General features: G+C 68.7%; 27 protein-coding genes. 16 read left to right on the top strand and 11 right to left on the bottom strand.

Annotated elements, in window-relative coordinates; all coding sequences use genetic code 11:
- Window positions 1-75: 75 nt before the first annotated feature.
- Both ACQPXG_RS06090 and ACQPXG_RS06085 read left to right on the top strand, forming a co-directional pair.
- Window positions 76-438, top strand: a complete 363-nt coding sequence (locus ACQPXG_RS06090; RefSeq protein WP_433466621.1) for a DsrE family protein — start codon at window positions 76-78, stop codon at window positions 436-438.
- Window positions 439-1,228: 790 nt separating this feature from the next.
- Window positions 1,229-2,254 (top strand): TerC family protein, encoded by a 1,026-nt coding sequence (locus ACQPXG_RS06085; protein ID WP_433466620.1) that lies wholly within the window; start codon window positions 1,229-1,231, stop codon window positions 2,252-2,254.
- A gap of 38 nt (window positions 2,255-2,292) precedes the next feature.
- Here the strand turns inward: ACQPXG_RS06085 and ACQPXG_RS06080 are convergent, their stop codons facing one another.
- Window positions 2,293-2,820: a DinB family protein gene (locus ACQPXG_RS06080; RefSeq protein WP_433466619.1), complete on the bottom strand. Its 528-nt coding sequence runs from the start codon at window positions 2,818-2,820 to the stop codon at window positions 2,293-2,295.
- A 120-nt stretch (window positions 2,821-2,940) separates the two neighbouring features.
- Here ACQPXG_RS06080 and ACQPXG_RS06075 point away from each other — a divergent pair, with 120 nt between their 5' ends.
- Both ACQPXG_RS06075 and ACQPXG_RS06070 read left to right on the top strand, forming a co-directional pair.
- On the top strand, window positions 2,941-3,375 hold the full coding sequence (locus tag ACQPXG_RS06075) for a MarR family winged helix-turn-helix transcriptional regulator (protein ID WP_433466618.1): 435 nt from the start codon (window positions 2,941-2,943) through the stop codon (window positions 3,373-3,375).
- On the top strand, window positions 3,372-3,836 hold the full coding sequence (locus ACQPXG_RS06070) for a hypothetical protein (RefSeq protein ID WP_433466617.1): 465 nt from the start codon (window positions 3,372-3,374) through the stop codon (window positions 3,834-3,836). Before ACQPXG_RS06075 ends, ACQPXG_RS06070 begins: the two co-directional genes overlap by 4 nt.
- Window positions 3,837-3,883: 47 nt before the next feature.
- Here ACQPXG_RS06070 and ACQPXG_RS06065 read toward each other — a convergent pair whose 3' ends face one another.
- The 3 genes from ACQPXG_RS06065 to ACQPXG_RS06055 are packed head-to-tail and all read right to left on the bottom strand — an operon-like array spanning window position 3,884 to window position 7,239.
- Window positions 3,884-5,497, bottom strand: coding sequence for a pyruvate, phosphate dikinase (locus ACQPXG_RS06065; RefSeq protein ID WP_433466616.1), 1,614 nt, complete (start codon window positions 5,495-5,497; stop codon window positions 3,884-3,886).
- A 12-nt stretch (window positions 5,498-5,509) separates the two neighbouring features.
- Window positions 5,510-6,151 (bottom strand): transcriptional regulator, encoded by a 642-nt coding sequence (locus ACQPXG_RS06060; RefSeq protein ID WP_433466615.1) that lies wholly within the window; start codon window positions 6,149-6,151, stop codon window positions 5,510-5,512.
- A complete protein-coding gene (locus tag ACQPXG_RS06055) occupies window positions 6,148-7,239 on the bottom strand; it encodes a TetR family transcriptional regulator (RefSeq protein ID WP_433466614.1) in 1,092 nt (363 codons plus the stop codon). The genes ACQPXG_RS06060 and ACQPXG_RS06055 overlap by 4 nt, the downstream gene beginning before the upstream one ends.
- Window positions 7,240-7,343: 104 nt before the next feature.
- On the opposite strand from ACQPXG_RS06055, the gene ACQPXG_RS06050 reads away from it, so the two are divergent.
- A complete protein-coding gene (locus ACQPXG_RS06050; protein ID WP_433466613.1) occupies window positions 7,344-7,493 on the top strand; it encodes a hypothetical protein in 150 nt (49 codons plus the stop codon).
- Between the two features lie 521 nt (window positions 7,494-8,014).
- Here ACQPXG_RS06050 and ACQPXG_RS06045 read toward each other — a convergent pair.
- The 3 genes from ACQPXG_RS06045 to ACQPXG_RS06035 all read right to left on the bottom strand — a co-directional run bounded on the left by ACQPXG_RS06045 (window position 8,015) and on the right by ACQPXG_RS06035 (window position 9,985).
- Window positions 8,015-8,374 (bottom strand): hypothetical protein, encoded by a 360-nt coding sequence (locus ACQPXG_RS06045; RefSeq protein ID WP_433466612.1) that lies wholly within the window; start codon window positions 8,372-8,374, stop codon window positions 8,015-8,017.
- A 611-nt stretch (window positions 8,375-8,985) separates the two neighbouring features.
- Window positions 8,986-9,180 (bottom strand): DUF397 domain-containing protein, encoded by a 195-nt coding sequence (locus ACQPXG_RS06040; RefSeq protein WP_433466611.1) that lies wholly within the window; start codon window positions 9,178-9,180, stop codon window positions 8,986-8,988.
- Window positions 9,158-9,985, bottom strand: coding sequence for a helix-turn-helix domain-containing protein (locus ACQPXG_RS06035; RefSeq protein WP_433466610.1), 828 nt, complete (start codon window positions 9,983-9,985; stop codon window positions 9,158-9,160). Before ACQPXG_RS06035 ends, ACQPXG_RS06040 begins: the two co-directional genes overlap by 23 nt.
- 170 nt (window positions 9,986-10,155) lie before the next feature.
- On the opposite strand from ACQPXG_RS06035, the gene ACQPXG_RS06030 reads away from it, so the two are divergent.
- The 4 genes from ACQPXG_RS06030 to ACQPXG_RS06015 all read left to right on the top strand — a co-directional run bounded on the left by ACQPXG_RS06030 (window position 10,156) and on the right by ACQPXG_RS06015 (window position 12,268).
- Entirely contained in the window at window positions 10,156-10,518 is a 363-nt protein-coding gene (locus ACQPXG_RS06030; protein ID WP_433466609.1) for an ATP-binding protein, read from the top strand.
- Window positions 10,519-10,767: 249 nt separating this feature from the next.
- Window positions 10,768-10,962: a BldC family transcriptional regulator gene (locus ACQPXG_RS06025; RefSeq protein WP_433469906.1), complete on the top strand. Its 195-nt coding sequence runs from the start codon at window positions 10,768-10,770 to the stop codon at window positions 10,960-10,962.
- A complete protein-coding gene (locus tag ACQPXG_RS06020) occupies window positions 10,959-11,468 on the top strand; it encodes a hypothetical protein (protein ID WP_433466608.1) in 510 nt (169 codons plus the stop codon). The genes ACQPXG_RS06025 and ACQPXG_RS06020 overlap by 4 nt, the downstream gene beginning before the upstream one ends.
- Window positions 11,465-12,268 (top strand): ABC transporter permease, encoded by an 804-nt coding sequence (locus tag ACQPXG_RS06015; protein WP_433466607.1) that lies wholly within the window; start codon window positions 11,465-11,467, stop codon window positions 12,266-12,268. The genes ACQPXG_RS06020 and ACQPXG_RS06015 overlap by 4 nt, the downstream gene beginning before the upstream one ends.
- Before the next feature lie 15 nt (window positions 12,269-12,283).
- Here ACQPXG_RS06015 and ACQPXG_RS06010 read toward each other — a convergent pair whose 3' ends face one another.
- Entirely contained in the window at window positions 12,284-13,465 is a 1,182-nt protein-coding gene (locus ACQPXG_RS06010; protein WP_433466606.1) for an alpha/beta fold hydrolase, read from the bottom strand.
- An 89-nt stretch (window positions 13,466-13,554) separates the two neighbouring features.
- Between ACQPXG_RS06010 and ACQPXG_RS06005 the strand changes: the two genes are divergently transcribed.
- Together ACQPXG_RS06005 and ACQPXG_RS06000 are read left to right on the top strand one after the other, a co-directional pair.
- Window positions 13,555-14,157, top strand: a complete 603-nt coding sequence (locus ACQPXG_RS06005; RefSeq protein WP_433466605.1) for a TetR/AcrR family transcriptional regulator — start codon at window positions 13,555-13,557, stop codon at window positions 14,155-14,157.
- Between the two features lie 137 nt (window positions 14,158-14,294).
- On the top strand, window positions 14,295-14,834 hold the full coding sequence (locus ACQPXG_RS06000) for a putative immunity protein (RefSeq protein WP_433466604.1): 540 nt from the start codon (window positions 14,295-14,297) through the stop codon (window positions 14,832-14,834).
- 65 nt (window positions 14,835-14,899) lie between these two features.
- Here the strand turns inward: ACQPXG_RS06000 and ACQPXG_RS05995 are convergent, their stop codons facing one another.
- Window positions 14,900-15,535 carry a TetR/AcrR family transcriptional regulator gene (locus tag ACQPXG_RS05995; protein ID WP_433466603.1) on the bottom strand — a complete coding sequence of 212 codons (636 nt, stop codon included), beginning with the start codon at window positions 15,533-15,535 and terminating at the stop codon, window positions 14,900-14,902.
- Between the two features lie 131 nt (window positions 15,536-15,666).
- Between ACQPXG_RS05995 and ACQPXG_RS05990 the strand changes: the two genes are divergently transcribed.
- A complete protein-coding gene (locus tag ACQPXG_RS05990; RefSeq protein ID WP_433466602.1) occupies window positions 15,667-17,109 on the top strand; it encodes an amidase in 1,443 nt (480 codons plus the stop codon).
- Window positions 17,106-17,642, top strand: coding sequence for a DUF2087 domain-containing protein (locus ACQPXG_RS05985; protein WP_433466601.1), 537 nt, complete (start codon window positions 17,106-17,108; stop codon window positions 17,640-17,642). The genes ACQPXG_RS05990 and ACQPXG_RS05985 overlap by 4 nt, the downstream gene beginning before the upstream one ends.
- A 116-nt stretch (window positions 17,643-17,758) precedes the next feature.
- On the opposite strand, the gene ACQPXG_RS05980 is transcribed toward ACQPXG_RS05985, so the two are convergent.
- Entirely contained in the window at window positions 17,759-18,208 is a 450-nt protein-coding gene (locus tag ACQPXG_RS05980; RefSeq protein ID WP_433466600.1) for a hypothetical protein, read from the bottom strand.
- Between the two features lie 452 nt (window positions 18,209-18,660).
- On the opposite strand from ACQPXG_RS05980, the gene ACQPXG_RS05975 reads away from it, so the two are divergent.
- Window positions 18,661-19,401, top strand: a complete 741-nt coding sequence (locus ACQPXG_RS05975; RefSeq protein ID WP_433466599.1) for a hypothetical protein — start codon at window positions 18,661-18,663, stop codon at window positions 19,399-19,401.
- A gap of 396 nt (window positions 19,402-19,797) precedes the next feature.
- The gene (locus ACQPXG_RS05970; RefSeq protein WP_433466598.1) at window positions 19,798-20,631 is read left to right on the top strand and encodes a hypothetical protein; all 834 of its coding nucleotides are present in this window, start codon (window positions 19,798-19,800) and stop codon (window positions 20,629-20,631) included.
- A gap of 99 nt (window positions 20,632-20,730) precedes the next feature.
- Here the strand turns inward: ACQPXG_RS05970 and ACQPXG_RS05965 are convergent, their stop codons facing one another.
- On the bottom strand, window positions 20,731-21,657 hold the full coding sequence (locus ACQPXG_RS05965) for a zinc-binding dehydrogenase (protein ID WP_433466597.1): 927 nt from the start codon (window positions 21,655-21,657) through the stop codon (window positions 20,731-20,733).
- Window positions 21,658-22,642: 985 nt separating this feature from the next.
- Here ACQPXG_RS05965 and ACQPXG_RS05960 point away from each other — a divergent pair.
- A complete protein-coding gene (locus ACQPXG_RS05960; protein WP_433466596.1) occupies window positions 22,643-23,083 on the top strand; it encodes a hypothetical protein in 441 nt (146 codons plus the stop codon).
- Window positions 23,084-23,100: the final 17 nt, after the last annotated feature.

Here is a 23,100-nt window from a genome sequence, read left to right as displayed (position 1 = left end):
GACGAGAATCCCCGCATTCACCAACCCGGCCACATCGCAGGATGCTACGCGGTACGCCCGGACTAGAGTGCGGTTATGGCCCGACCACTGGTGATCAAGGTGACGGCGGGGGCGGACGCCCCCGAACGCTGCAACCAGGCGTTCACCGTCGCGGCGGCCGCCGCGGCGAGCGGCGTCCCGGTCTCCCTGTGGCTGACCGGGGAGTCGGCCTGGTTCGCGCTGCCGGGAAGGGCCGCCGGGTTCTCACTGCCGCACGCCACTCCCCTGGACGACCTTCTCGGCGTCATCCTCAGCGCGGGTCGCGTCACCCTCTGCACCCAGTGCGCCGCCCGCCGCGAGATCGGTCCGGACGACGTCCTCCCCGGCATCCGCATCGCCGGCGCCCCCACCTTCGTGGAAGAGATCACCCTGGACGACGTCCAAGCCCTGGTGTACTGACCCGTCCAGGCTGAGGTGGACGGTCGTGTCCAGGCTCAGCGACGGCCGCTGAAGGCCGGGAAGGCTCTTCGGCAGGCGGCGACGCGCGGCCCAGGCGGCGGCGAGACCCGCGACGGTGGAGCCGGCGAGGCCGAGCATGAGGTCGCCGATGGTGTCGCGGTAGATGCTGACGGTCTCAGGGGTGTCGAGGATGAAGAGGCGGTATTCCAGGTACTCCCACAGGATCGCGGCGATGGCGCCCATTCCGGCGCAAGCCAGCGCCAGCGTCCACGACGTGAGCCCGCCCCAGCGGCGCAGCGCGAGACCGGCGGCGGCGCTGAGCAGTGCCCAGTTCCCGAAGTGGCAGGCGTCGTCGAACCAGCCGATCGTGTCGTAGAGGTCGGCGGCGTTTCCGGCGACGTCCACGACGAAGGGCAGCGTCACGAGGAGATCGATGTCCCACGGGAACCGCCCGCCGCGCCCGCGCAGCGCCCAGATGAGCGTGACCAGCATGACGGCGGCCGGGTAGGCCGCCACGCGGGCCCCCATCGCCTTGTCCGCGAACCGGTCCCATTCCGGGAAGGCGACGACGAGCGAGAGGAGCACGGCGAGGGCCGCCTTGGCGGTGAGGGCGAGCGGACGCCAGCGAGAAGTATCCATACCCGGCAGCCTCGCCGTCCGCCCCGCCCGGCCGCATCGGCGCAACTACTCAACCCCGCCTGAGCACATCCCCCTCCGATCCGGGCGGCGGTAGAAGCGGCGGAGAACGGTTATAGGTCTGCCGACGTCCCGACGAGAGTGGAGCCGCCGGATGTCCGACATGCCCGCCTGGGCCTGGGGCGCGACGATCGCGCTGATCATCGCGCTCTTCGTCTTCGACCTGCTGGTCGCCGTCCGGCGGCCGCACGCGGTCGGGATCCGGGAGGCGACCTTCTGGTCGGTGTTCTACATCGCCGCCGCGCTCCTGTTCGGCCTCGCCGTGTGGCTCCTCGGCGGGTCGACGGCGGGCACCGAGTACTTCTCCGGCTGGATCGTCGAGAAGAGCCTGTCGGTCGACAACCTCTTCGTCTTCGTGATCATCATGGCCCGGTTCGCCGTCCCGGCCGAGTACCAGCAGAAGACGCTGCTGTTCGGCATCGCCGCCGCGCTCGTCCTGCGGACCGTCCTCATCGCGATCGGCGCCGCCGCGATCAGCCTGTTCTCCTTCACCTTCCTGATCTTCGGGCTGATCCTGATCTGGACGGCGGTGCAGCTCATCCGGCACCGCGACGAGGAGCCGGACGTCGAGGACACCTTCCTCGTCCGGCGGGCGCGCAGGATCCTCCCGGTGAGCCGGGACTTCCACGGCGGGCGGATGCTCGCCCACGAGGACGGAAACCGCGTCATGACACCGCTGCTCCTGGTCTTCGTCGCCATCGGCAGCACTGACGTCCTTTTCGCCCTGGACTCGATCCCCGCCGTGTTCGGCGTGACCGACGACGCGTTCATCGTCTTCACCGCCAACGCGTTCGCCCTGCTCGGCCTGCGCGCCCTCTACTTCCTCATCGAGGGCCTGCTCGAACGCCTCGTCTACCTGTCGATCGGCCTCTCGGTGATCCTCGCGTTCATCGGCGCCAAGCTGATCCTGGAGTTCCTGCACGAGGACGTCACCCACTCCGTCCCCGAGATCCCGACGCCGGCCTCCCTCGGGGTCATCCTTCTGATCCTCGTCGTCACCACGGGGGCCAGCCTGGTTCGCGTCCGCCACCATCCCGAGGAGAAGGCCAAGGCCGGCTCGCTGCGCAAACGCCGTGAGAAGCCTCGGGAGGAGGAACCCGCCGCGAGGCCGCCGCGATAGCCGGCGGCCTCGGGCCGGTCTTCCCGCGCGGTGACGGGTCAGCCCATGCTCTTGGCGCCGTCCAGGGACTCGCGGATGATGTCGGCGTGGCCGGCGTGCTGGGCCGTCTCGGTGATGACGTGCAGGAGCACCCGGCGGTTCGACCAGTGCGTCTCGGTGTTCCAGGGCGCCTTCGGCAGCGGCCGGACGGCGTCCAGGTCGGGGAGGGCGGCGACCAGCTCGTCGGTCCGGCGGGCCACCTCGCTGTAGTCGTCGAGGACGCCGGCCAGCGTCTCGCCGGGCAGCATCCGGAACTCGTCGGCACGCCGGGCCCAGTCCTCCTCGGTCATCTCGGTGAAGTCGCCCATCGTGGACGGGTCCACGATGAAATCGGCCCAGTTCCGCTCGACCGCGGTGACGTGCTTGATGAGGCCGCCCAGGCACAGCTCGCTGGCCGTGGTCCGCAGCCCGGCCTGCTCGTCGGTGAGGTCTCGGGTGGTGAACCGCAGGAAGTGCCGGTGCTTGGCCAGCATCGCCAGCAGGTCGGCCCGTTCCCCGGTGACGCCCTGCCCGTCATTGATGTCCATGGTCCTCCGCCTTCGAACGTGTCCCGCTCCGGTCGACGACAAACGGTAGAGGCCATCGCGGACAGATTCTGACCTAAATTGCTTGGCGATAGATGATACGAAATCGTACAATCCAAACTCGTGAAGTCCGAATCCGTGCCATCTGGGTGGTCGGCCTTGCTCGCGTTGCAGCGGGCCACCCACGCCACTCTGCAAGTGCTCTCCGCGGAGCTCGTCGACCTGGACCTGACCACCTCCGAGATCAACGCGCTGGCGAACCTGGCCGACGGCCGAGGCAGGACCGTGTCCGAACTCGGCGCGGCCGTGGGCACCCGCCCGACCACACTGACCAGCGTGCTGGACCGCCTGGAACGACGCGGCCACATCACCCGCGGCACCCGTCCCGGAGACCGCCGGGCGGTGCTCATCGAACTCACCTCGTCCGGGCGACTGGCCGCCACCACGATCCGGCAGGCCATCGCCGACCTGGAGCATCGCGCGCTCGACGGTTTGCCGGACGATGCGATCGCCCACCTGCGCGCTGCCCTGCAAGCCCTGACGGAGGTTCCCTCATGACCATGCGTCCCTCCGACGAGCACGTCGTCGGCGCCGCCGACTTCGATGCGTTGATGGCCGAAGTGATGGCGACCGCCGAGCGGTTCGGCCATCGGGAACATGTCCATCTGACGTGGCTGGCCGTGCGACGAGTCGGCGTGTCCGCGACGGTCGGCCTGGTCAGCGACGGCATCCAGCGCACCGCCCGCTATGCGCGGGTGCCCCAGAAGTACCACGCGACCATGAGCCGGGCCTGGGTCGAACTGGTCGGTCACCACGCGGCCGAACGCGGCGAAGACAACTTCACCGCGTTCGCCGACCACCACCCCGCCCTGCTCGACAAACGCCTTCTGACCCGCTTCTACCGTCCGGCGACGCTGGCCTCCTCACAGGCCAGGACCGACTGGGTCGAACCCGACCTCGCTCCATTCCCGTGGCAGGACACAGGCCGGCCGCAACCCCGAAAGGAAGAGGCACGCTGACCGTGACCGGGCAATGGCCGCACGGGGCACCGCCCGCTGCCTGACGCCTATGGGCGCGGGAGGGCGGCGTGGGCTGCCTTGAGGTGTTCTGCGTGGGTACGGGTCGGGTCTGTCGGCGGGACTTCTTCGGCCCATTCGAGCAGGCGGTGCAGGCGGGGGTCGGTTTGCCTGGTCGTGGTGATGTGGGGGGTGCCGATGACGACTTCCCCGCCGGTCCCGTCGATGGTGATGAGCGTACCTTCTGGGAGGGTGCGTCCGGCGGCTCGCACGGAGGCGGTGGCGGTGTCGACGGTGAGGTCCGCGGCTCCCACGACCGCGGGTTTGCCCATTGCCCGCGCGACGATCGCGGCGTGACTGGTCGGCCCGCCGCGGGCGGTGACGACCCCTGCGGCGACGGCCAGGCCATGCATGTCGAGTGGAGAGGTGTGCGGACGCACCAGGACGACCGGACCACCGGTCGCCATCTGGGCCGCCCTGTCGGCACTGGTCGCCACTCTGCCGACCGCGACCCCTGGGCAGGCGCCCTGGCCCCGGGTGAAGAGGTCGAGCGTGCCGGGGGTCGCTATTCGGGGCCTACGAGCATGGTGCAGATCCTGAGGGCGGACGCGGAGCAGGGCCTCGCGGCGGCTGATGAGACCCTCGTCGGCCAGGTCGACCGCCACGCGGACGGCGGCCCGTCCGACGAGGCCGCCGGCGCGCACTTGGAGGAGCCATAGCCTGCCTGCCTCGAAGGTGAACTCCATATAGCAGGCGTCTCGGTAGTGTTCCTCGATTCGCGGCATGGCTTCCAGGAGGTCCGCCCACACTTCCGGTTCTCGTTCGGCCAGGTCGGGCAGTGGCCGGGTCAGGGATTTTCCGGACACGACGTCCTCGCCTTGGTGGCCGAAGAGGACTTCACCGAATGGAGCGCTGTCACCGGTGTCAGGGTCGCGGCTGAATGCGACTCCGGTACCGCTGTGGTCGCCGCGATTGCCGAACACCATGGCTTGGACGGTGACGGCCGTGCCGGCCTCGTGCGGGATGCCGTGCAGTTCGCGGTAGGTCTTGGCGCGCGGTGTCTCCCACGAGGAGGCCACGGCCCTGACCGCGAGTTCCAATTGCCGCATCGGCTCGTCCGGGACCGGTTCGCCTGCTCGTTCGCCGATGAAGGCCTCAACGCCTCGGATTGTCTCCGCAAGGCGTGTCGTCTCGGCGCCGGCCGCGGCAGTTTCCAGGCTTTCCGGGCTCAGGCCGTAGACCGCTGAGGCGATGCCGGACAGGAACCGCAGGCGAGAGTCGAGCGCGAACCGCAGGTCGCCGGTCTCGGCCGCCAACCCCGCCGCAGCCTCGGCGGTGAGCCCGAGGTTGAGGATCGTGTCCATCATGCCGGGCATCGACACGCCGCCGCCTGAACGGACGGACACCGTCAAGGGCCGCTCGGGTCCGCCGAGGCGTCGTCGCGTGGCGGCTTCGAGGTCGGCGACGGCGGTCGCCAGCTCGGTACCTAGGCCGTCGGGGAACCGCCCGTCGCGGAGAAAGGCCCGGCACGCCGCGGTGCCGATCACGAAACCCGGGGGCACGGGCAGTCCGAGACGTCGCAGTACGACGAGGCCGTGCCCTTTTCCGCCGAGGACGTCCGCGCCTTCCTCGACGTCCGCCGAAATCGGATGGATCCAGGTCATCGGTATCGCGGTTCAGTGCCGTGGAATGCCCAGAGTGACCAGCAGGTCTTCGTGAAGTTGGAACCAGATGGCGTGGTAGGACCCGATGTCGTCCGCCAGGTACTCCAACGCACCGGATCTGGCTCGGGTGAGTGCGCCGGTGAGCCTCGGTCGGTATCGGCCGAACCGGAGCAACTCCGCGGACAGGGCTGCGCAGACGGCATCGGCCCGCATGTCGAAGTCCGTGAACCGGTCCAGGACCCGGGAGTCATAGGCGGCGTCGGTGTGGTCGTTGACTGCCATGGCTCCGTCGACGGATCGCATTTGCCATGCCGTACACAGATCGAGCAGCTCCGGGTTGAGCACGAGAAAGTCCTCGAAAGCCTTGGCCACAGCAGATCGGGCGTCGGCGGCGTCCAGCTCGTCGGAGATCCGCTGGGCGTCGACGGCCCGGCCGGCCTCGGTAAGGCCCCACCCGCCGAAGTCACCCCGGACATGCGTGACCAGCCCGGAAGCGGCGAGATCGAGCAGTTCGGACTCCACGTCGTGTGCGGGGAGCCCTGTCGCCTCGGAGACGCGGGCAAGGCCGACGAAGCCGATGCAGCGAAGGGTGTGCAGGGCGAGCAAGTCGGTGCTGGTCGAGTGGGGCGAGTTCGGCACCTCGACGGGGCTCACCGTCCGGCCTCGCCGGCCCGCGTGGCGGTCGACGTCGCGGCGTGGGCGGCGCCTCGTCCGTGGGCTCGGGCGGAGATCTCGCCTGCCCTGATGCGCACCGCGGCCTCGGTGGTGTCGTCCGGATCCGGGATCCCGATGGCCGAGGCGAGGGCGGCGCCGTCGTCGATGACGAGTCGGAGGTCCGGCAAGGCGTCCTGCGCGAAGACACGTCGCAGGCACCCGGTGAGGTCGCTGATCCTGAGCAGCACGAGACGCCCGATCTCGGCCGGATCGCTCGTCACGACGGCCACGGTGATCTGGTCGCCGGGACGGGCGGCGCGCACGGCCTCCTCGGCCGCCTCCAGCCGGCCGGCCCCGAGGACCACGATCACGCCGTCGGCGTCGAAGCCGGCTTGGCGACCGGTGATCTGGTCCTGCACCTCCGCAGGCGGCTCCCAGGCGTCCCGGACGGGTCGCGCGGGGGCGATGTGGGGCAGGTACGGCGGATCCCAGGTGTCGGCGAGGTCGAGCTCGGCCAGGTGCCCGCAGGCGCGTGCCACGTCGAAGGGGTCGCCGAATCCCGGTGCCGTCTCGGCCAGATGGCCGGCCCCGTCCAACACCGTGAGGACCAGTTCGGCCAACCGCACCCGCCGCGCCCCCGCGTGGCGGGGCGCGTGTGTTTCCAGGGCGAGAGCGAGCAGCAGAGCCTCCATCCTGGTGATCTGCGCCAGTGCCGTGCGGCCCGGTTCGTCGTCGAACAGCCCGGTCAGCGAGCGCATTTGCAGCTTCCCTCCGGCGGGGGTGTCGCCGGTCAACGGCAGCCGTTCGAGCCAGACGCGGGCGAACGCGCTCACCGCCTCGGCCAGGCCGGGCGGCGGCGGCGCCGGGGCGGCGCTCGCGTGCTCGATCGAGTCGCCGAGGACCGCCAGGTAGAGAGCACGCTTGCCCGGGAAGTTCGAGTACACCGCGCCACGCGTCAGTTCGGCCCGCTCCGCGATCCGGTCGACCTTGGCGTCGGCGTATCCGCGCTCGGCGAACTCCTCCCTCGCCGCGGCCAGCACGGCGGCTCGGGTGCGTTCCTGCTGCTGCGCCCGGGTCAGCCTGACCATCGCGCCTCCTTCGTCCTGCGGATGGCTTTAAGATACCACCAACATCCAGATGTTCATGACATCTGAATTTCTAGAACATGGGAACTGGTGGAGGAGGGTGGTCGGTGAGCGAGCACGGAGTCGAAGTAGAGGATCTGGCCAAGCGGTTCGGCAAGACCACGGCACTCGACGGCGTGAGCCTGGCCGTCCCGCGTGGACGCATCCTGTGCCTGCTGGGGCCGAACGGCGCAGGGAAGACGGATACAGGATTGTGACACTTCTTTGCGGGCGGCTGACCTGCGCTGTTGTGGGAAGACGGGCGCGGGCTTGGGTGGGGCGGCGGGCTGCTAGCCTCGTCCGGCTCCGGGCTGCCACCCGGCTGCCCGACCTCAGGCCGGGGGCAGTCCGCCGGAGGGGTCCCCGCCCAAGCCCGCGCCCGGCGTCCCGTCACGTGCCTTGCCCCGTGGGGGTTTGCCTGAGTGCGCACGGTGCTTGGTCTGCGCGACGGCGGCTTAGCGCGCTAACCGTGCCGCACACGCTCTTTTGGGTAGAGCCCAACGCCGGAGGCGGGTCGTTGTAAGGGGTGGGGGTCGGGGTCGGTTGGGAACCGAAGTAGCCGAACCTTGCGCGCCTGCTGGGGCGTTGAGCGGACGCCGGGTGTCGGTTGCCGTTTGGCTGGTTCGGGTGGCTGCCAGGGCCGGTTTCGAAGGTCGGCGGCTTCCTCATAGCTCACGCGAAGAAGCGGCCCCGGGGGGCCGCTCCTGTTGGGGGGCTACGCCCCAGGTTGGGCTGCGGCTCAGTGGGTTCGGTTCCAGTACACACGCTTCCAGTACTGGCGGGACGCCCGTGCCGCTTCCCGGCGCATGGCTGCGTCTTTGGTGTTCTGCGCAGCCACGCGTAGCTTGTTCTTCTTGTTGATCCTGGCGGCGTCCGGGACGCTCACAAGGATCGCGATGGCGACGAAGAGAACGAGGACGCCGATGATGGCGCCCTTCATCGCGCCGTCCTTGATGGGGTCGTTGAGACCGCCGTTCAGCATGTCGATGCTGCTGCCGAACATGACCCCAGCGAGAAGAGCCAGGGCAACGCACACGATGGCCTGCGCGACAGTCAATACGGCGTCCACAAGCTTGCCAAGCTTGCGCATGAAGATCACGACCTTCGGTCTTTGGTTCCGGGCTCCCGCATGCTCGGAGCAGCCCTTGGTGACCAGGGCTCTGGCAGGGACCGTCCGCTATCGAAGGTTGACGGCCACACCTTGATCAGCGCCCGGGCGCCCTCATCATCGGCCGGTGGGCACGGTGCGGAGCAGCCGGCGGCCGTGCCCGCGTGCCGAACCTGAGGCTGATCAGGGTGATGGCACGGCTGCCGGTCGCGGAACTTGGCGCGGTTCGCCGATGGGGGCAGGGCGCAGTGCCCGGTGTGTGTGACGGTGGGCAGGTCGGCGGGAGGGCCGTCACGGCGTCGGCGGGCCGAGCCAAGCGGCCGGAGGCCGTCTTGGTCTCGTGCCCGTCCGCACGCCCGGTGACGGTCCCGACCCGACCGAATCTGTTCCGCCCGGGTAGCGTCACCCGAGTCGATCCCGAACCGGCGTGCATCGGCTCACCACGCGCGAAGGCGCGCGGCGAACGGCCGCGCGCCTTGACCTACGTAGGGAAAATCCTCACACGACGGCACTGAGCACAGCCCGTCGCCGCGAGCCTTCCGAACCCTGGTAGGCGCGTGGCCCCGTCCAATGAGGACGAGGCCACGAGCTTTGCGGGGTGGTCAGACGTCTAGCTCATCCCGCTTGATGCGGGTGAGTAGGTCGGCGAAGTATCGCGGCGAAACGCTCAGGTGACCAGCTTCGGGGGCTTTGCTGTCTCTGATGCCGACGTCTGTCCCTAGATCGGCCAGCTCGACACAGGTGCCTCCGCTGCTCTCTCCTGAGTAGCTGCTCTTACGCCACCTCGGGCTGTGCATTGAACATCTCCATCTTTCGGAGGATCAGCTCCCGGGACAGGTCCTCGGGGAGGGCCTTGGCGTTGATCCGATCGAACCGATTCCGGAAGCCGTCCACATCGTCTTCCTCCGAGACTAGCCGTCCTTCCACGGCGGCTTCGACGAAGGCCAGAACCTCTTCGGGTGTCCTGACTACCTGGAACGGCCCGTCAAGGGCCTCGCTCGCACCTGACCTCCGAGGGACGACCCTCACGACGACGTTCGGGAGCCTGGACAGCTCTAGGAGTCTGGTGAGCTGCGCCACCATGACGGCAGGGCTACCTACGGGCCAGTCAAGCACGTTCTCAGTGACCGTCACCCAGAGATCCGGCGGAGTGGGCCTGGTGAGTACCTCCTGACGCCCCATACGGCTCTCCAAGGACCGCTCAACATTCTTGTTCCGCCCACTTTCCAGCAGGGCACGGGCGTACTCGGGCGTTTGTACGAGGCCAGGGACATGGAGCGCGCCGAAGATGCGTAGTTCGGTGGCTTTCTGCTCATGCTTCGTGAGGTTCTTAAACCAGTCGGGATCGGACGCTCTGCGCGCGTAGTAGATCAGGAGCTCGAACAGGTTGCCGGTCTTCCATGCTTTGTCGATCTTGGCCGCTTGCTTCTCGGTGATCCGCTGCTCGCCCGTCTCGATTCTGGAAATCGTGGAGGTCGCGCACTCTGCCAAGCGCGCCACGTCGGCGCCGTTCAAGCCTTTGGACTTGCGAAGAAACCGCAGGTAGTAACCGACGAGATCCCAGACTGAAGATCGCGGATTTGCTGGTTCCCTCTCAGGCACGTGACTACCTCTCGCGTCTTGATCATTTCCATGAATTCCATGGAAACCCCTTGGTTGGTGGACACCATAGCTCCCACAAGTGCAGTCTGACTAGCGCCCGGGGCACACGCCGAAGGGCAGTGAAAATGACCACGGTGCCCACTGGGAAGCGCTCAGGAGGCGAAGGCGAGATGATCTATCTCGATGCGGAACCGGCCAGCATCAAGGCCGCCCGTGACTACGTCGGGAAGGTCGCCGCCGAGAGCTGGCCGGTGGACAACTACACGGTTCGGCTGGTCGCTTCCGAGTTGGCCACCAATGCCGTCCGGCACGCCAAGACAGCCCTGATCAGGGTCAACGCCTACTCGGTGGGCAGCGTGTATGTCGTCGACGTCTGGGACGGCGACGAAACCGTTCCGACTGTGCGCGACCCGGGGCCGTCGAGTGAGGGCGGTTGGGGACTGGTGGCCATAGCCGAGGTCGTCACCTGCTGGGGAGTCCACCGCGACGGGACCGGAGGCAAGACCGTTTTCGCGGAGTGGACGGCGCCATGAGGTCCCCCGAACAGATCGCCGCTGAGTCGCTGTATCAGCGTGCCGTCCTGCGCGTGTACGGCCCGTGGCTGTCCTCCGACGTGCCGCCGGGCCCGGAACGCCGCAGGGCTCTCGCACGGGTCCGGCACGCCCGGCTCATCCTGACCCTGCGGGGTGTGGAACTCCTCCCGCGCCCACCTGCCGAAGTCACCTTCAACAAGATGGAACCCGCTTGTGAGCAGCAAACGAACGATCAACAAGCCGTTGATCATCGACGGTTGGGACTTCAGTCCCGGACAGCTTCTCGGCCCGAGTGACGTAGCGGCCATGTTCCGCGTGGACCCCAAGACCGTGAGCCGCTGGGCCGATGACGGGAAGCTCGCCAGCACCCGCACGCTGGGAGGTATCCGCCGGTTCAGCCGCCAGCAGGTCGAGCACCTCATGTACGGGGGTAACACGCGGTGACGTTCGACGTCCCAACGCAGACCGGGTCCAGGAGCGAACAGATCAACAGGAAGGGAGATTCAGGGATGGCGCGGAGTGTGGTTGAGGCGGTGGGCCGCTCTCGGGTGGTGCTGGAGTGGCGGACGTTGCGGGGCCATGAGTTCGCGGTTCAGCGGCTGGAGTTGTTGAAGGTGGTGCTCCGGCCGATGGGGTGGGCTGCTGGTGACGGCGTGCCTGCGGCTTTCGGAGCGGCCGGAGTGCGCGGGCTGGCGGCTGGCCGAACGGCCGCCATCATGACCACGGTCGCCGGGCGCGCCCCGGAGCGTTCCACCCGGGAGGAGCTCGTCGTGCCCGTCACCGGCGGCGACGAGCTCTTCGAGATCACCGCCCGCTTCCGTGACCACGGCATCGGCGTCACCGAGCTGTCGCTGCGCCTGCCCAGCCTCGACGAAGTGTTCCTCGCCCTGACCGGGACGCCCACCACAACGTCCGACGACACTCCCAACCCCACGAAGGCCACGCGATGATCGCCACCGCGCCCGCACCCGAACGGCCGCGAACCCGACCGCTGGGCCCGCTCCGGCACAGTCTCGTGCTCGCCCGCCGGAGCCTGGCCAAGACCAAACGCAACCCCGGCGCCGTGATCAACGGGGTCATCACACCGACCGTGTTCCTGGTGCTGTTCCTCTACCTGTTCGGCCGGTCGGTCGCCGGCTCCACGACCGGCTACCTGCAGTACCTCTTCCCCGGCATCCTCGTCATGGGCGCCGGGCTGGCCGGGATGATCTCAACCGGTACGAACATCAACCTCGACCTCAAGAACGGCGTCACCGACCGGTTCCGCAGCCTGCCCATCAGCCGCCTCGCACCGCTTCTCGGCTCGGTGCTGGCCGACATCGTCCGCTACCTGCTCGGCGTCGGCATCCTGTTCGCCACCGGCACGCTCCTCGGCTTCCGCGCCCACGGCGGCCCGGCCGCGGGTCTCGCCGCCGCAGGTCTGGCCATCCTCTTCGGGTTCTGCCTCAGCTGGGTCACCGTGCTCATCGGCGTGCTGATCAAGGACGCCAACGCCGTCCTGGCCTTCAGCTTCATCACCTTCCTGCCGCTGCAGCTCGGCACCAGCCTCGCCGCCCCCACCGACTCCCTCCCGGGGTGGCTCGGCGCGTGGGCCGGCATCAATCCGGTCACCCACGCGATGGACGCCTGCCGGGCCCTGCTCAACGGCACACCCGTCGATGGCACCGTCACCACCACTCTGGTCTGGTGCGCCGCCCTCTTCTTCGGCTTCTGCCCCCTGGCCGTCCGCGCCTACAGTCGCCAGCAGTGACGCGGGCCTGTTTCATCATCCGCTTGGCTCAGGAGCCAGCGAGTCCAGCCACGTCAGTACGGCACGTAGGGCGGCACCCAGGTTGCCGATCTGGCAGTGGTTGTGCGCCTGCTCGGCTGCGGTGAACGTCCGGGTGCTCACCGACCGGGCACGGGTGAGGGCGGCGGCTTGGCGATGGAGCTGGTGCGAGGGGACGTAGTGGTCGTCGGTGCCGGCGAGCAGGAGCACGTCCGCGGTGACCCGCGCGGACACCGATCGGGTGGTCAGTGCGCGCGCCGCCTGGAAGAAGCCGTAGGGGGTGGAGGTGGCGGTGACGTGCATGCCCTGCCGCAGGCCCCAGTCGGCCAGCGGCTTGCGGGCGGCGGCCAGGCGGGCGGCCAGGTTGACGAGAGGCCGAGCGCGGGCCGCGAGCAGAACGCGCAGCGCCGGCGCGGCACCGGGGACGGCCTGCCGGGCCAGGCACTCAAGGAAGTCGTCGAGGACGTCCGCGGCCACCACCCGCCGCACCCGGTCGTCGAACGCGGCGGCGCGTATCGCCAGGCCACCGCCGAGAGAGATCCCGATCAGGGTCACGTCGGTCACCTCGAAGTGGTCGAGCAGCGCGCCGACCGGTTCCTCCCAGGCCGGGGTCAGGGGCAGCCGGGCGTCTTCGAGCGCGCCGCCCTGGCCGGGCCCGTCGAAGGCGATGACGCGGTACCCCGCCCGGCGCGTGGCGGCCAGCAAGGGCAAGCCCTCTTCGACGTACTCGTCGAAGCCGCCGGTCACGACGATGGTGCCGCGGGGCGGCCCATCAGGTGCCAGGTCGTAGGCGGGGAATGCGGCATCGCCGTACGGGACGTTCACGGGGGTCACGCCGTACAGGGCACGGATGTCGCGCAGGAACCGGGCCCGCGCGGGAGCGCGCCGCGCATCGCCGGGCCGCATGAAGAACTCGGCCGCGCGGTCGTAGTAGGCACCGGCCAGGATGCGCTGCTCTTCGCGTGCTCGCGCGGCCAGGGCCAGGAAGGTCTCGATCCACTCGGCGTAGGTTCCGATCGCCGACGCCGCCGTCCTGATCTCCGCCAGCGCGTCCGGGCCGATCAACTGCAGGAACCGGTTGCACTGGAAGTTGATACCGACATCGGGGTGGAGCCGGTGGTAGCCCACCGGCGTCGACCCGGGCTCGTACTCGATCACCGGAGCCTGCGTCATCATCATGCCCACCTCCATATCGCAAGAAAACTTGCGATACGACGGTACAGCTCCGGATCCAGGCAACGCAAGTTTTCTTGCGATAGCGTGAAGCGGTGACCGAATCCCACCCATCCCGGTCTCCGCAGGAGCCGGCGCGTCAGCGGCGCGGCGAGCGGATGCGTCAAGCCGTCCTGGAGGCGACCGTTGAGGCGCTGCTCGAACACGGCCCCGATGAGGTGAGCATCGGCGACGTCGCCGAACGGGCCGGCGTGCACGAAACCTCGGTGTACCGCCGGTGGCGGACGCGGCAGAACCTGATCGTCGACGCCTTGCTGACCCACAGCCGCCAGGTGCTGCCGATCCCCGACACCGGGTCGGTGCGCGGCGATCTCGTCGGGCTCGCCCGGGCTTTGGCCGCGTTCCTGTCGACACCGATCGGCACGGCGTTCATCCGGACCGCCGCGCTGACCGTCGACGACCCCGAACTGGCCGCCGCCCGCGCCACCTACATCGCCTCGCGGCTCGACCACGCGAGCGTCATCATCGAACGCGGCATCGCCCGGGGCGAGATCCCCGCCGCCACCGACTCCCGTCTGGTCCTGGAAACCCTCGTGGCGCCGCTGCACCTTCAGGTTCTGCTCACCCGCGAACCCATCGCCGATGACCTGCCGCAGCGACTGGCAGACCTCCTCATGGACGGGCTGACGCGCAACTGACGCATGCGCCAGATCAACGGCCGCAACCGCAATTTAAGGTACGTAATCGCGAACTGCGGAATCAGCGTCAAAGCTTACACGGGGGGTTCAACGATAAAGTTGAAGTGAATTCGCCCCCCGCACAAAAGGACGACGCCATGGCGGATGATTCCGCGACGATCGAACTCAGCCGGTCCGAACTCCGCGAGGTCACCGGCTACGCGGTGGCGTGCGCGCGGCCCGCCCTGGTGATCTTCGAACGCGAACGTCCTGACGATCATCGTCCGCGAGCGGCGATCGACGCCGCGCAGGCTTTCGTGGACGGAGCCGAGCGCACCAAGGCGCTGCGCGACAGCGCGTGGGCGGCGCACCGGGCGGCCCAGGAGACCCGCGATGCGGGACTGGCCGCGGCGAGCGACGCCGCCCGTGCGGCCTTGGCGGCGGCCAGTGCGGCGTTCCTCCATCCCCTGGCGAAGGCCACCCAGGTCAAGCACATCCTCGGATCGGCCGCGCATGCCGCACGAGCGTTCGAACTCTCCGTCGGAGACGACCCCACCGTCGGGGCCGACCACATCGCGCAGTCGCGGATCCTCGCGCGTCCCGTCGTGGTGGACGTCCTGAGGCGCTACCCGACCGCCCCACCCGGCGGCGGCCGAGTCGGAGAACTGATACGCCAACTCGACGCCTCACTCCGCTGATCCGCCACGTCCGCTGCTGCCCGGTGTTCATCACCCCGCAAGCCCGGCCCCAGCGCTTCTTCGCCTCACCTGGTCCGGTCTTCCTTGAAGCGAGGGGGCCGGACCGGTTGCTCCAAGAGGCCGGCCAGGTGTGTGTGAAGGGCGTCGTGTGCCTCTTGCGGGGTGAGATGGCCGACGAGGACGTGCGTGGTGAGGCCGTCCGCAAAGGCGAGGAGGGTGCGGGCCTCGTGTTGTGGATCGAGCGGAACGGCGCGGTCGGTGCCCTCGGCGACTTCCGAGATGAGGCGGGTGAACATCTCGTGCAGGGCTGCGTAGTTCACCTTCAGCGTCCTGGCGAGCGTCTTGCTGACAGCCGCCTGCGCGACGAAGGCGAGCCAGACCCTGGCCTCGGCGTGGTGCTCTTCCTTGAGTAGTGAGATTTCGCTCGCCGCGTGGCCCAGGGCGGTGCCGGCCGACTGGGCCGGGCTTCTGACGAGGCGGGCCTGTACGCGATCGCTGATCCGCTCGCCGATTTGCCCGAGAGCGAATACGAGCATCTCTTCCTTGGTACGGAAGCACCGCTGAACGGCGCCCATGGACACCTGCGCGCGGGCGGCGACGTCGCGAAGAGTCACGCCCTCAAGGCCGCGTTCGTCGGCGAGGTGGCAGACGGCGTCGGCGATGAGGCGGCGCCGGCTCACGTGATCCACCTGCCTGGGCATGCCCACTCGCCTCCCTGCTCCACGGCGCTCTGCTTCGCAGTGCACCCTATGCGATGCGCTTGTATCGGTTCCAGGCTACGGTTGCCGTTCCGATGCAGGCGCATTGGTACGTAGGGGAGGAAGGAAAGGCCATGCGGGACGCCCTGTGGAAGATGTCGGCCGCGGCCCAGGCGGAGGCCGTGCGCGGCGCACACGTCTCGGCTGTCGAACTGGTCGACAGTCACCTCGATCGCATCGCCGAGGTCAACCCCCAGGTGAACGCGGTCACCCAGCTCCTGGCGGAGCGCGCACGCGAGGCCGCGACACGAATGGACCGTCGGCGGGCCGCCGGCGAAGCGCTGGGGCCGCTCGCGGGCGTGCCGTTCACCGTGAAGGAGAGCACCGCGATCGAAGGCGTGCCGACCACGTTCGGCACGGGGCGCTTCCGCGACCTGGTGGCGTCGGCCGACGCGCCACCGGTGGCGCGGCTGCGCGCGGCCGGGGCCATCCCCATCGGGCACAGCAACATCCCCACCCTGATCCTGGCGGGAATGCACACGCGCAGCGAGCTGTTCGGCGACACGGTCAATCCGTGGGACGGCAGCCGGACCCCGGGCGGCTCCAGCGGGGGCGATGCGGTGGCCGTGGCCACGGGCATGGCTGCGCTCGGACTCGGCAACGACTCCGGAGGATCGGTGCGCGTGCCGGCCCAGTTCTGCGGCGTGGCCGGACTGAAGCCGTCCACGGGCCGGTTTCCGGCGGACCACCGCGTTCTCGGTCCGGACGACCCAGGCCCGGCGTCCCAGATACTGGTCACCGACGGCCCGCTGGCGCGGAGCGTGGGCGACCTACGGCTGGCTTACGAGGTGCTGGCCGGGACCGATCCGCGAGACCCACGGGCCGTACCGGTGCCCACGTACGGCGAAGCGCTTCCCGGGCCGGTGAAGGTCGCGGTCGTGGCTGACCCCGGCGGGCACGGAGTCCACCCCGCGGTTCGCGGAGCCATCGAGACCGCGGCCGACGCACTCCGCGACGCCGGATACGACGTGCGCGGGGTACGGGACGTACCGCGGATGGACGAGGCTCTCGAGGCGTACGGCCGGATCACCGTGACCGAGTTCGCCCCGACCTGGCCTGTGGTACGCGGACTGCTCGGGAAAGGCGGGGACCGCTACATCGAGATGGCGATGGAACGGACCCCGCCCGCGAGCGCGGACGAGTTCATGAAACTGATGGGTACCTGGATGACCATTCGCCGCTCGTGGGCCGAGTTCCTCGACGCATACCCGCTGTTGCTCGGCCCGTCGTTCACCGAGCCACCGGTCGAGCCGGGGCTGGAGTCGCGCGACAGGGCAGGCCGGGACCGGGTCGGGTCCGGAATGCGCTTGTGCACCGTGACCAGCTTCGTCGGCGTGCCCGCTGTGGCAATACCGACCGGTGTGGTCGACGGGCTCCCTTCCGGAGTGCAGATCGTCGGGCGCGCGTTCCGGGAGGACCTGTGTCTGAGCGCGGCCCAGGCGATCGAGGACCGGCTCGGAGTCCTCACGCCGATCGACCCGCGCGCCCCGGAACGACGACCAGAATGGACACCATGAACACGGCCCCCGCCGAGGACCATCCACCGTCCTGCCGCGACTTGGTCGGTCTCCTCGCGCAGACCGACCGGCGTGCCGCGTACGCGGCCCTCGCCCTCGGCGCGACGTCCGTGGCCGAGGTCGCCGAACTGGCCAAGCTTCGCCCACCGGCCGCCGCCGCGGCGCTGCAGAAGTTGACGGACGGCCGGATCGCGGCCTTCGACGGCGAAAAACGCACGTACACGCTGCTCGACGACACGTTCCGGCTGGCGGTCCAGGCCGAGGTCAGGGTCTCCGGCCGGGGCAGCGGCGACGGGGCGGGCTCCTACTTCCGCCGTGGTCGGCTCACGTCCATTCCAGGTAGGGCGGAAGTACGCAGCCGTGTTCTGGGTGTCGTGAAGGACTCTTTCGAGCCTGGCGTAAGTTATTCCGAGGCCAAGGTCAACGCGATCTGCGGCGAATGGTTCGACGACTGGGTGAGCCTGCGCCGTGCCCTCGTGGACGAGGGTCTGTTGCGCAGAAACGATTCCGGCACCACTTACAAGCGCTTCTGAAGGCGGCACGAACCAAGAAACGGAGGCGCGGACGGGTCGTCGACCCGCTCGCACCTCCGCTTATTGTTGGCCTACCTCGTCAGGCGAGGCGGACCGGATGGGCGGATGACCAGCCGTCAGGCCAGGTCATCGAAGATGATCGCGACGACCCTGCCGGCCTCCACGTCGGGAGCCACGACCGGGTATCCCTCGTCCGCCTCCCCCACGGGCGTGATCCTCCCGGAGACGTCGTACTCGGCCCAGTTGACCATGTACTCGTCCGGCGACTCCACGGCCTCGCGGTAGAACCTGTCGAGTTGGGCCTGCTCGGCTTCACTCAGCATGCCGGCCCAGCCGAACTCGATCTGAGTGGCCCAGCAGCCGGCGCCTCGGTCGACCCGATAGACCCGCAGGTCGAAGACGCCCTGGCCGGCCCAGGTGAACAGGCACTCGACGACGGGCTTGATCTTGTCGGTCAGACGGGGGGCCTCGAAGAGCGGCACCGCCACGTCGAGGAGACCAGCGACGTGGTGGGCATTCCCGCCCAGCCGCAAAAGCGGCTGCCGGGGGTCCGGAATTGCGGACATTGTTTTCTCCCTTGGGGGATTTGGGTTGTTCGGTACATCACTGGACCGTCACCGACTGCCGCCCCCCGGCAACTCCTTCACCGCAAGTCGAGCTCACGTCCTGCCGGGGTACTCCGGCGGCATGCGAGCCGATCGCCGGAGGCAGCCGGAATACCGCCCGCTCAGGCGGGGCGTCTGTTCTTCGAGCACTGGCTAGGCTGGGCCGATGCCGGACACCGTCGAGTCCCTTGTGCACGCCCTCGGGGATAGGGACCGCGGTCGCCAGGCCGCTGCAGAGGACGGCCTGGTGGCACTCGGCGCCGAGGTCGTCGACCACCTGCTGCCCACCCTCAGCAGCGGTCAACCGAGGCGTTGTGCACTCCGGGCGGAGTCCGTCCTCAGGCGTTTGGGCGATGAGGCGGTGCCGCGGCTGAGGGAGATCCGAAGCCACGGGCCCGGGGCGTCTGCGGCGAGTGGCTCTGCGACTCATCGCCGATTTGAGCGGCGAGCAAGGACTCGACCTTGCCGACCGTCGAGCGGTCGAACGGCTCGTACGGGTGAGACTGCAGTCCGAACGCCCGGTGATGCTGCCGCCGGAAAGCCGGTGGCTGGCCATCCCGGCGGACCGGTTCGACGGGCTCGTGGCGACGCTCGGGCTGCATGATCTACGGGCGGCCACCACGGTCATGGGACTGGCCGCCACAGAGGCCGGCAGCGCCCACGACTCGATGCAGATCAAAACACCGAACGGCGACAAGGAGACGGTATATCGCGTCTTCATCACACCTCAATTCGGTGCCTGGCGTCTCCTTTACGGCAACGCGTTCTTGGACGCGTTCGGTGGCGAGTACCTCACCGAGAAGGCCAGTGGGCAGTGCGGCGAGGCCCACTTCTACCGCATCGATACCTACCACGACGCCCACGTCTGGTGTGTCGCTCGGAATGGCCACATGGTGCGCCGCCACGCCTCTTGGGGAGATCCGGAGTGGGTGGGGGATCCGCTTCCCTCGAGGTCGACTACCTCGAAGACAGAATGTGGATCGAACCCCTCACTGATCAGCCCACAAGGTGTGACCGGCGCGAACGTCGCGGCCCGTCACCTGTCCGTCGATGTCGGCTACATGCCCGAGAGCGAGACACACGGGCACGGTTGGCTGGCCACGACGCACCCCGGATCGCCCAACGCGCACTTCAAGGGCGCCTTGCCTATTTGATCTTCGTATTCGGCCACCACAGGCGTCGAGGGTCGTGGACAGATCCACCCCGATCGGGGTGGAGGGCTGCACCCGGAACGTAGCCCCGAGCCCAGGTCGCACATGCCCAAATCATTCGGACGCCCGGCATCGCTTGCTCCTGCGCCCGGTGGCCTTGCACGACTGCTGCGCGGGCGCGCAGCAGGGCATCTGGGACTTGCCGCCTGTGCTGGCCCCGGCTGATTGGTCACGGCGGCTTCTGGCCGCTTCGAGTGGCACACCGGACGAGCGCCGTGCCTGAGCCGAAGAGAGCTTGATCAAGGGCCGCGAGGTGTTGACTCGGGGTCCATTTCCAGGACTGTCCGCAGGTAGATGCAGCTCAGCTCTTCACCTACCCAATGGGATGGGAGACAAATCATGGCCAAGACCTTTACCCCTGGTGACATGAAGATTCTGCTCGAAGACAAGCGTCGCCGGGAGGACGAGTCGCACCAGCAGGCGATGGCGGCAGCCGGCGTTGTCGAGCCGGCGGACGTCGATCGTCTGACGGAGCTCATCCGCCTCCTCCGGGAGATCTCCCATGACGGGTGGATGGGCTTTGAGGAGGAGGACCAGGTACGGCGCCTCATCGGGGCCACCCGACGGAGGCTGGACAACATCGCTTGCGTCTGCGACAGGGATGACCCGATCTGGGGAATCACGGATCAATGGCGCAGCCTCCTCCATCACGACAGGCCGCGTAAGGGGCGGCCCAGCTTCCAAAGGCTGATCGAGGACAACATCCGTCTCGCCATCAGCCTCGCGGAGCAGACAAAGTCCCTGTTGGGAGCCAAGTGCCCCGACTGGGTGGAAGACGCCCCGCAGGACAAGGCGGCAGCCGCCGTCGTCCAGCCGGAGGACGTCAACCATCCGGCGGTGCTCGTCATGCTCCTCAACAAGGTCGCCGACTCGCAGGCCATGAGCCCGGCCCGCGAGCAGGAAATTCACGACCTCGTCTCCCTCATCTGGGGGAGGCTGCAAGCAATCGCCGCAGGTGATGACGATGACGCCCCGATCCAGGACGTCGTCGACCAGTGGCGGACGTTCTACCAGCTCGACCTGCCGCTCCACAGCCGGAAAGGCATTCGGCAGCTGGTGGAGGCGGACGTCCAGTTCGCCATCGGCCTCGCCCAGGCCACACAGATCAATCTGGGCCTCAAGTGCCCCACTGGGGCGACAGGCGCCCTCCTGCTGGAGCTTTTCCTCAGGTAGACGCCGCACACCTGGAGCGCGGCACGGGACCCCCCGTGCCGCGCTCCACCGTTTCGCGCGGCCACTACTCCTCCGAGCGCAGAGCTGAGGCACGGGCCGTTAGATGAGCAGCAGGGTCTTCCCGACGGCGGTGCGGTTCTCGATCGCAGCGTGCGCGTCGGCAGCGCGTTCCAGTGGGAAGGTCTGCCCGATGACAGGCCGGACGAGTCCGGCGGCGGCCTGGGACATCATCCGCTCCGCCCACGGCACCACGTTCGGCCCGAAATCGAAGAGCTGCTCAATGCCGATCACGTCCACGCCCTTGAGCCGAGCCTCCGCGGAGTCGATGAGCGTCACCTCGCCGCTGGAGGCACCGTGCACCGAGAACCGGCCACCGCGTGCTGTCACCCCGAACGCGGCCCGCCCGATCTGTCCGCCGACGCCATCGAAGACGACGTCCGGTCCCGCGCCGCTGGTCACTTCGAGCACCCGCTTGGTCCAGGCCGGCTCGGAGTAGTCGACCGCAGCTTCGGCGCCCAGTTCCCGGATCAGGTCGAGCTTGCGCGCTCCGCGGGCAGCCCCGATCACCCGAGCACCCGCCGAACGGGCGAGCTGAACCAGCAGGCTGCCGACCCCACCGGCCGCCGCCTCGACCAGCGCCCAATCACCGGGGCCGATGCCGGCTTTCTCGGTCAGTCCCTGCGCGGTACTGCCATCGCTGTGCAGGGCGATGGCCTCAGGCAGGCCCAGTCCGTCCGGCACCGGAAACAGTTCCTGGACCTCAGCTACAGCACGCTCGGCAAAACCGCCGGTCTCCCCGGTGCCGGCGATGACCCGGCGCCCAGGCCAGGCCGGATCGACCTGCGGCCCAATCGATCTCACACGACCGGCCACCAGACCGCCCGGCACGTAGGGCAACGACGGCCTGGCATGCCATTTGTCGACGCCACGCCGGATCTGCGTCTCGACGAACGTCACACCCGCGACCGCCACGTCAACCACGACCTGACCCGCCCCGGCCACCGGATCCGGCGCCTCACCGGCCACCAGCACCTCCGGCCCCCCGAATCGCATTACCCGGACTACCCGCATACCGCCCCTTATCCGTTCGCCGACGTGGACCCCAAGCCTGCAACCTCGACCACGCTTGAGATCAAGACGCCCGTCCCCCAGGCGGCAGCCACACCCGCGCGATTATCCGTATCGCGCCCTGTACGCCGTCACCCGGACGTCTGCACCGCTGCACTCCGCGGTGTCTTTCTGCCGTCTTTCGGCCATCCCCCTTGAGGAGCCGCCCCTTCTCGCGTGGTCGAACGTCCGCGCGTCTCGGCGCTGACCTCATCTGGCACTGGACGGTCTCGGCCGTCTCCAGTGTCGGCGACGGCGTCATCGGTCGGCCGTCGCGGCCAGTCCTCGGCGTCACGGGTGGCCTGCCGGCGACGCTCGGCCCGCCGCCCGGTCCTCTCCCCCGTCAGGTATCCGAGCGCGGCGGCACCGATGACGGTCACGGCGGCCCAGATGATCCAGAACCACATCTCGCCGGTGGTGAACACGAGGAAATGCATATCGTCCACGGTCAGCCCCACTTTCCAATGTCGATGCGATTCAGGCCGGTTTTTTCGGCGGGCTCAACGGCCGTTCCGGTCGATCAGAATGCACACGCTATGGAACTGTGGAATTGAGCGGTAGAGCCCTAGGGCCCCAGGCCCGGCATCAGGGGGCCTCAATCGGCCACGAATCGCGATGATCATTGATAGAGGAAACGAGAAGGTTCCGAGAGGGGGGCTGAGAATGCCAGTTGCCACTGTAACCTTGAATATGGCGCGATCACGGGCTGTTTCCATGCCGAGCTTGCGGAACGAGGAGAGTGTGACGTTGTACCGGTCCCGCCGACTGATCCTTAAGGAGTACGACTGCGCGGAGCGGTTCGCCGTGAAGGCGGCCGAGGCCGGCTGGCCGTCCGCTGGAGAAACTGCCCGCCGAGCCCTCGAAGGGCGCGCCGCGGCGGTCGTCATGGGAGCTCGCCCCAGGGGTGTTCGTCACCTTGTTCCAGGTTCCTGAGCGCCGGCTCGCATACGTGGCCGTGCTGAGCATGCTCGGCCGGGAGGTCGCCGCCCACCTGTTGAGTCTGCCGCTGGCGAGTCTGGAGCTGGCCGGGCTTGAGGTGTGGACCGACGAGGAACTGATCGGCGCGATGTCCGCCGCGTCGGACCCGGATGAGCACGCCAACGCCCTGATCCGGGCCGGGCTCGGCGCCCCAGCGGAGATCGCTGAGCCATGGGTACGGGCCTTCTTCGCCGCCGTTCGGCATCCATCGGGGGAGGTGCGCACCGCCGGGATCGAGGCGATCATGCACGCGGGCTGGCCACGTTTCGCCGAGCTGCTCCGGGCCATGGCCAAGGAGGATCCCAGCGGAAGGATCAGGAAGCTCGCGAAGCGAAACGCTTCCGCCCTAGAGGCCCGGGCCGTCTGATATTCAGCTCAAATATG

The organism is Spirillospora sp. CA-128828, from assembly GCF_050945415.1.
Taxonomy (GTDB): Bacteria; Actinomycetota; Actinomycetes; order Streptosporangiales; family Streptosporangiaceae; genus Spirillospora.
Note: the sequence above shows the minus strand (reverse complement) of the source record. Positions and strands in the feature narration are given on the sequence as shown.

Excerpts from the sequence above, each read along its gene's own strand:
- ACQPXG_RS06010 (WP_433466606.1), bottom strand. The coding sequence starts at position 13,465 with ATGATGATGACGCAGGCTCCGGTGATCGAGTACGAGCCCGGGTCGACG.
- ACQPXG_RS06090 (WP_433466621.1), top strand. The coding sequence starts at position 76 with ATGGCCCGACCACTGGTGATCAAGGTGACGGCGGGGGCGGACGCCCCC.
- ACQPXG_RS06030 (WP_433466609.1), top strand. The coding sequence starts at position 10,156 with ATGATCTATCTCGATGCGGAACCGGCCAGCATCAAGGCCGCCCGTGAC.
- ACQPXG_RS05995 (WP_433466603.1), bottom strand. The coding sequence starts at position 15,535 with ATGCCCAGGCAGGTGGATCACGTGAGCCGGCGCCGCCTCATCGCCGAC.
- ACQPXG_RS06015 (WP_433466607.1), top strand. The coding sequence starts at position 11,465 with ATGATCGCCACCGCGCCCGCACCCGAACGGCCGCGAACCCGACCGCTG.
- ACQPXG_RS06000 (WP_433466604.1), top strand. The coding sequence starts at position 14,295 with ATGGCGGATGATTCCGCGACGATCGAACTCAGCCGGTCCGAACTCCGC.
- ACQPXG_RS05990 (WP_433466602.1), top strand. The coding sequence starts at position 15,667 with ATGCGGGACGCCCTGTGGAAGATGTCGGCCGCGGCCCAGGCGGAGGCC.
- ACQPXG_RS06070 (WP_433466617.1), top strand. The coding sequence starts at position 3,372 with ATGACCATGCGTCCCTCCGACGAGCACGTCGTCGGCGCCGCCGACTTC.
- ACQPXG_RS05985 (WP_433466601.1), top strand. The coding sequence starts at position 17,106 with ATGAACACGGCCCCCGCCGAGGACCATCCACCGTCCTGCCGCGACTTG.
- ACQPXG_RS06055 (WP_433466614.1), bottom strand. The coding sequence starts at position 7,239 with ATGGTCAGGCTGACCCGGGCGCAGCAGCAGGAACGCACCCGAGCCGCC.
- ACQPXG_RS06040 (WP_433466611.1), bottom strand. The coding sequence starts at position 9,180 with ATGCACAGCCCGAGGTGGCGTAAGAGCAGCTACTCAGGAGAGAGCAGC.
- ACQPXG_RS06080 (WP_433466619.1), bottom strand. The coding sequence starts at position 2,820 with ATGGACATCAATGACGGGCAGGGCGTCACCGGGGAACGGGCCGACCTG.
- ACQPXG_RS06065 (WP_433466616.1), bottom strand. The coding sequence starts at position 5,497 with ATGACCTGGATCCATCCGATTTCGGCGGACGTCGAGGAAGGCGCGGAC.
- ACQPXG_RS05980 (WP_433466600.1), bottom strand. The coding sequence starts at position 18,208 with ATGTCCGCAATTCCGGACCCCCGGCAGCCGCTTTTGCGGCTGGGCGGG.
- ACQPXG_RS05970 (WP_433466598.1), top strand. The coding sequence starts at position 19,798 with ATGGCCAAGACCTTTACCCCTGGTGACATGAAGATTCTGCTCGAAGAC.
- ACQPXG_RS06085 (WP_433466620.1), top strand. The coding sequence starts at position 1,229 with ATGTCCGACATGCCCGCCTGGGCCTGGGGCGCGACGATCGCGCTGATC.